The organism is Streptomyces sp. P17 (genome assembly GCF_032436805.1).
In the GTDB taxonomy this organism is placed as follows: Bacteria; Actinomycetota; Actinomycetes; order Streptomycetales; family Streptomycetaceae; genus Streptomyces.
This window is the reverse complement of record NZ_JAVRBF010000127.1, coordinates 1-7235: the sequence shown is the minus strand read 5'-3', so window position 1 is coordinate 7235 and position 7235 is coordinate 1. Positions and strand designations below refer to the sequence as shown.

General features: G+C 73.7%; 1 protein-coding gene. It reads left to right on the top strand.

Annotated elements, in window-relative coordinates; translation table 11 throughout:
* Positions 1–7235 (top strand): SDR family NAD(P)-dependent oxidoreductase (locus RMT89_RS39360; RefSeq protein WP_315888559.1); only part of this gene is annotated, 7235 nt, incomplete at both ends.

The window sequence follows — 7235 nt, the reverse complement described above, 5'->3', positions numbered from 1 at the left end:
ATCCCGGCCACCGCCGACACCCCCGAGCTGCCCACCTACGCCTTCGACCGCCACCGCTACTGGCTGGAACGCACCACAGCGGCCGGTCACGGCGACCTCGCCCGGGTGGGCCTGACCGCGCTGGAACACGGCCTGCTCACGGCCGGCCTGGAGGTCGCCGGCGACGGACCCGTCGTGCTGTCGGGCCGTATCTCCACCGCCACCCACCCCTGGCTCGCCGACCACACCGTCGCCGGAACAGTGATCGTGCCCGGCACCGCCTTCGTCGACCTCGCCATCCGCGCAGGCGACCACACCGGCTGCCCCACCATCGAGGAACTCCTCATCCAGCAGCCCCTCGTCCTGCCCCCGGACACCGCCATCGACCTCCAGGCCGTGGTGGAAACGGCCGACGAGAGCGGACGACGCACCCTCACCATCCACGCCCGCACCAGCGGACAAGGCGTGTGGACCCGCCACGCCCAGGCCACCCTCACCCCCCACACCCCCACCCCCCGACCAGACCAGTTCCCCGGAGCCTGGCCGCCGGCCGGGACCACGCCCGTTGCGGTCGACTCCCTCTACGCCGACCTCGCCGCACGCGGCTACCACTACGGCCCCGCCTTCCAGAACCTGCACGCGGTCTGGCGCGACCAAGACCCCTCAGTGCTGTTCGCCGAGGTCACCCTGCCCGAACACACCCACGAGGACGCCACCCGCCACACCATCCACCCCGCCCTCCTCGACGCCGCCCTGCACGCCCTCCAGTTCCACCCCGGCTTCCCCCAGGACGGCACCTGGCTCCCCTTCGCCTGGACCACCCTCACCCTCCACGCCACCGCAGCCACCACCCTCCACATCCACCTCCACACCAACCCCGACAACACCATCCACCTCACCGCAACCGACCCCGCGGGCAACCCAGTGCTGGAGATCGGCGCCCTCAGCGTGCGGCAGGCCGACACCACGCAGTTCGCGGCGAGTTCCCTCAACACCAATGGCCTCTACGCGCTGGAGTGGTTCCCGGTGACGCCGTCCGAGGCGGCCACCCCCGTCACCTCGGTCGCGGTCCTGGGCGACACGCCCTTCTCCATCCCCGGCGCCACCATCCACGCCGACACCGCCGCCCTCCTCGCCGCCCTGGACGCGGGCGGTCCACTGCCCCAGTGCGCGGTGCTGACGGTCGCGTCCGCCCCGGACACCACCGACATCCCGGCCGCCACGCACGAACTCGCCGAACACCTCCTGCTCACGGTGCAGGCCTGGCTCGGTGACGACCGGCTGGAGGACGTCCCGCTCGTCGTGGTCACCCGCGGCGCCGTCGCCACCAGCGACCACCCCGGCGTCACCGACCTCCCCGCCTCCACCGCCTGGGGCCTCATCCGCACCGCCCAGACCGAACACCCCGACCGCTTCACCCTCCTCGACACCGACACCACCGACCTGAACTGGAACACCGTCCTCACCCACACCACCGAACCCCAACTCGCCCACCGCGACGGCGAGTTCCTCGCACCCCGCCTCGAGCGAGCCGCCCCGCAGCAGGACGGCGTCGTACTCGACCCGTCGGGCACCGTTCTCGTCACGGGCGGTGTCGAGGGCCTCGGCCGGGAAGTGGCTCGTCACCTTGTCGTGCGGCACGGTGTTCGCCACCTCGTGCTCACGGGAAGCGACGGTGAGGCGCGGGAGCTGAGCGACGAACTTGCTGCTCTCGGGGCCCAGGTGACGATCGCCGACTGCGATCCGGCCGACCGGGTCGCGCTGGCCGAGGTGTTCGCCGGCATCCCGGCGGAGCGGCCGCTCACCGGTGTCGTGCACACGGTGGGCGAGGTCGCGGGCGGGCTGCTGGAGACGCTCACCGCGGACCGGCTCGGCGCGCTGCTGGACGCGCGCCTCAGGGGCGCCGTGGTTCTGGACGAACTCACCCGGGACCTGGACCTGTCGGCCTTCGTGGTCTTCTCCTCGGCGGCCAGTGTGCTGGGCGGCGCCGGGTACGCGGGTCTGGCCGCTGCCGGCAGCTTCCTGGACGCGCTCGCACAGCGGCGCCGGGACCTGGGGCTGCCCGGACTCTCGGTGGCCTGGGGCGCGTTGCGGACGGAGGAGAGCGCGGACGCCGCGCGGCTGAGCCGCGAGGGGGCCGTGGCGCTGCCGGTCGAGGAGTGCCTCACGCTGTTCGACACGAGCCTGCTGGCGAACACGGCGCTGACGATCGCCACGCGGGTCGACGTACAGGTGCTGCGTGAGCGGGCCATGGCCGGGGTGCTGTCGCCGCTCTGGTCCGGCCTGGTGCGGACACCGCTGCGGCGTGCCGCCGCCTCGGGCGGGGACTCCGGCCTGTCGCTGGCCCGCCGTCTGCTGGGGCTGTCCAAGGCCGAGCGCTACCGGGCGGTGCTGGACCTGGTCCGTGGCCACGTCGCCACGATCCTCGGGTACGACGGCCCGGCCCGGGTGGACGAGACCAGGGGCTTCCTCGACGCGGGTGTGGATTCGCTCACGGCGGTGGAGCTGCGCAACCGGCTGTCCGCCGCCACCGGTCTCCAACTGCCCGCCACCCTGGTCTTCGACTACCCGACCCCGGCCGCGCTGGCCCAGTACGTCGTGGAGGAGGTACTCGGCACCGCGAGTGGCCTCCAGCCGGCCGGTCCGGTGACCGCCGTCGACGTCACCGAGCCGATCGCCGTGGTGGGTATCGCCTGCCGCTTCCCGGGCGGGGTGCGCTCGCCCGAGGACCTGTGGGACCTGGTCGCGGCCGGTGTCGACGCCACCGGCGACTTCCCGTCCGACCGCGGCTGGGTGGAGGACCTGTACGACCCGGACCCGGAGCACTTCGGGACGTCGTACGTCCGGCGCGGCGGTTTCCTGGACGATGTGGCGGGTTTCGACGCGGAGTTCTTCGGGATCTCCCCGCGTGAGGCGCTGGCGATGGACCCGCAGCAGCGGCTCCTGCTGGAGACGTCCTGGGAGGCGATGGAACGGGCCGGACTGGACCCGCAGGCCCTTAAGGGCAGCCTGACCGGCGTATACGTCGGTGCGGGCACCTCCTCCTACATCTGCGACATGGAGGGCCTGCCGGAGAGCGTCGAGGGGTACGCCTTCACCGGCAACACCTCCAGTGTGCTGTCGGGCCGGGTGTCGTACACGTTCGGCTTCGAGGGCCCCGCCGTGTCAGTGGACACGGCCTGCTCGTCCTCGCTGGTGGCGCTGCATCTGGCGGTGCAGGCGCTGCGGCAGGGCGAGTGCACTCTGGCGCTGGCCGGTGGTGTCACCGTGCTCGCCGGGGCCGGCGGGTTCATCGAGTTCTCGCGGCAGCGGGCGCTGTCCCCCGACGGGCGGTGCAAGCCCTTCTCCGTCGACGCCGACGGCACCGCCTGGGCTGAGGGCGTCGGCATGCTGGCATTGGAGCGTCTGTCCGACGCGCGGCGCAACGGACGCCGGATCCTGGGCGTCGTACGCGGCTCGGCCATCAACCAGGACGGCGCGAGCAGTGGCCTTACGGCGCCCAACGGACCGTCGCAGCAGCGCGTCATCCGCGCGGCACTGGCCAACGCAGGCCTGGGAACGGCGGACGTCGACGCGGTGGAGGCCCACGGCACCGGCACCAAGCTGGGCGACCCGATCGAGGCGCAGGCGCTGATCGCGACGTACGGGCAGGACCGGCCCGCGGACCGGCCCGTGCGGCTGGGCTCCTTCAAGTCCAACATCGGGCACTCCGTCGCCGCCGCCGGTGTCGGCGGCGTCATCAAGATGCTGATGGCCCTCCAGCACGAGGAACTGCCGCGCACGCTCAACGTCACCGAGCCGTCCCCCTTCGTGGACTGGTCGGCGGGCGCGCTGGAGCTGCTGACCGAACCGGTCGCCTGGCCGCGTGGGGCGAGGGCGCGGCGGGCCGCGGTCTCCTCCTTCGGCGCGAGCGGGACCAACGCCCACCTCATCGTCGAGGAGGCGCCCGAGGAGCAGCCGAAACCCGACACCGCCGGTCAGGCCTCGCCCGTGCCGGCCGGCGCACCGGTGGCCTGGCTGCTCGGCGCGGGCAGCGTGGGTGGACTCGCCACACAGGCGGGTGCGTTGGCGTCCTTCGTACGGGAGACCGACGCGGACCCGGCCGCGGTCGGGCAGGCCCTGCTGGGCCGGGCCGGGCTGCGCCACCGGGTGGCGGTCGTCGGTGACGACCGCGAGGCCCTGCTCGCCGCGCTCGACGACGTCGTGGCCTCGGGGCCGGCCGCCGCCGGTGTGGTGTCGGGACAGGTGACGCCGAACAGGGTGGCGCTGGTGTTCCCGGGCCAGGGCTGGCAGTGGCTCGGCATGGGCCGCGAACTCCTCACGCTCTCCCCGGTGTTCGCGGACCTCGTCGGCGAGGTCTCGGCGCTCGTGGAGGAGCTGGCGGGCTGGTCGCTCCTGGACGTGCTCACCGCCGCGCCCGAGGCCCAGGACGTGGACCGGGTGGATGTGATCCAGCCGGTGATGTTCACCGTGATGGTGGGCCTGGCCCGGCTGTGGGAGTCGCTGGGGGTGTCCCCGGACGCGGTCGTGGGCCACTCGCAGGGCGAGATCGCGGCCGCCTGCGTGGCCGGCGTTCTCTCCCTGGAGGACGCCGTACGGATCGTGGTCACCCGGTCCGCGGCGATCACCGCCATCGCCGGCGACGGCACCATGCTGTCGGTCGCGGCCCCGGCCACGGAGACCGCCAAGGCTCTGGACCCGTGGATGGATCGGCTGTGGGTGGCGGCGGTCAACGGGCCGTCGTCCACGATCGTCGCCGGCGACCTGGAGGCCGCGCTGGAGTTCATGGCGTCCGCGCAGGAGCACGGGCCGCGGGTGCGGCGCATCCCCGTGGACTACGCCTCGCACTCCCCGCACGTGGAGGCGGTGCAGCGGCAGATCCTCGACGGCCTCGCGGGGCTGACGCCGTCGGTGGGCCGGATCCCCATGTACTCCACGGTCACCGGGCAACTCGCCGACGGGGCTGCCATGGACGCCGCGTACTGGTACCACAACCTGCGTGAGCCGGTGCGCTTCGAGGAGGCCACGCGCGCGCTGCTCGACGACGGAATCACCGTGTTCGTCGAGGCCAGCGCCCACCCTGTGCTGACGACGGCCATCGCCGAGAGCGCCGAGGAGCACGGCGCGGCCGGGGTGACGGTCACCGGCACCCTGCGTCGCGACGAGGGCGGACTGCGGCGCCTGCAGACCAGCGCCGCGCAACTCTGGGCCGCGGGCGTCGAACTCGACTGGGACACGATCGTCCCCGCCGCCGACCCCGTGGAGCTGCCCACCTACGCCTTCGACCGGCGGCGTTACTGGCTGGAGCGCACCTCACCGGCCGGCAGCGGCGACCTCGGACGGGTGGGTCTGACCGCGCTGGAGCACGGCCTGCTCGCCGCGAGCGTGGAGGTCGCCGGTGAGGGCGCGGTCGTGCTGTCGGGCCGTATCTCCACCGCCACCCATCCCTGGCTCGCCGACCACGCGGTCGCCGGGACCGTGATCGTGCCCGGCACGGCGTACGTCGACCTCGCGATCCGCGCGGGCGACCAGGCCGGCTGCCCGCTGGTGGAGGAACTCCTCATCCAGCAGCCGCTGATCCTGCCCGACGGCACCGACGCTGACATCCAAGTCGTCGTGGACCCGGCCGGCGAGGACGGACGACGCACCGCCGCCGTGCTGTCCCGTCCGCACGGCGGGGGAGGGGTGTGGACCCGGCACGCCCAGGCCACGCTCGCCCCCGATCCCCTCGGCGCCGACGACGCCGACCTCGCACAGCTCTCCGGGGCTTGGCCGCCCCGCGGAGCCACCCCCGTCCCAGTCGACTCGCTCTACGCCGACCTCGCCGAGCGCGGCTACCACTACGGCCCTGTCTTCCAGGGCCTGCGGTCGGTCTGGCGCTCCGCCGACCCGTCGGTGCTGTTCGCCGAGGTCGCCCTGCCCGAACAGGCCGAGGAGGACGCCGCCCGCTTCGGCCTGCACCCCGCCCTGCTGGACGCCGCCCTGCACGCACAGCGCTTCCACGAGGGCTTCGCAGCCGAAGGCGTGTGGCTGCCCTTCACCTGGAACCAGGCGTCCCTGCTCGCCACCGGCGCCGCCACGATCCGCGTCCTGCTGCGCAGCACCGGCGAGGACACGGTGCGCGTCGCGGCCGCCGACCCGGCGGGTGCTCCCGTCGCGCTGGTCGAGGCGATGCGGCTGCGCAAGGTGGACCCGTCCCGGTTGTCCGGGGGTGCGCCGGACCTGGACGGCCTGTTCGCGCTGGAGTGGTTCCCGGTGACGCCGTCCGAGGCGGCCACCCCCGTCACCTCGGTCGCGGTCCTGGGCGACACGCCCTTCTCCATCCCCGGCGCCACCATCCACGCCGACACCGCCGCCCTCCTCGCCGCCCTGGACGCGGGCGGTCCACTGCCCCAGTGCGCGGTGCTGACGGTCGCGTCCGCCCCGGACACCACCGACATCCCGGCCGCCACGCACGAACTCGCCGAACACCTCCTGCTCACGGTGCAGGCCTGGCTCGGTGACGACCGGCTGGAGGACGTCCCGCTCGTCGTGGTCACCCGCGGCGCCGTCGCCACCAGCGACCACCCCGGCGTCACCGACCTCCCCGCCTCCACCGCCTGGGGCCTCATCCGCACCGCCCAGACCGAACACCCCGACCGCTTCACCCTCCTCGACACCGACACCACCGACCTGAACTGGAACACCGTCCTCGGCCTCGCCGTGACGGGTTCGGAGCCCCAACTCGCCCACCGCAAGGGCGGCCTGCTGGCAGCCCGCCTGGTGCGCTCGGTCGACGGCCGGCAGATCGCGGGGGTCGGCGGGTTCGGCGCCGGCACCGACTGGCGGATCGACGCGCTGGGAGGCGGCACGCTGGACGATGTCGGGAAGGCGGAGAACCCGCGTGCGTCGCGGCCGTTGGAGGCGGGCGAGGTCCGGGTGCAGGTGCGGGCCGCGGGCCTCAACTTCTACGACGTGGCAGGGGCCCTGGGGCTGGCCAGGTTCGAGGACGGTCTCGGGGCCGAGGGCGCCGGTGTCGTCGTGGAGACCGGGCCCGGGGTGACGCGATTCTCCGTCGGGGACCGGGTGTTCGGCGGGTTCCCGTCGGCGTTCGCCCCGCTGACCATCGCCGACGAGCGGATGGTCGTACGCATGCCGGACGAGTGGGAGTTCGAGCAGGCGGCCTCCGTCCCGGCGGTGTTCCTGACGGCGTATTACGGGTTGCGGGATCTGGCCGGTCTCAAGTCCGGTGAACGCGTCCTGATCCACGCCGCGGC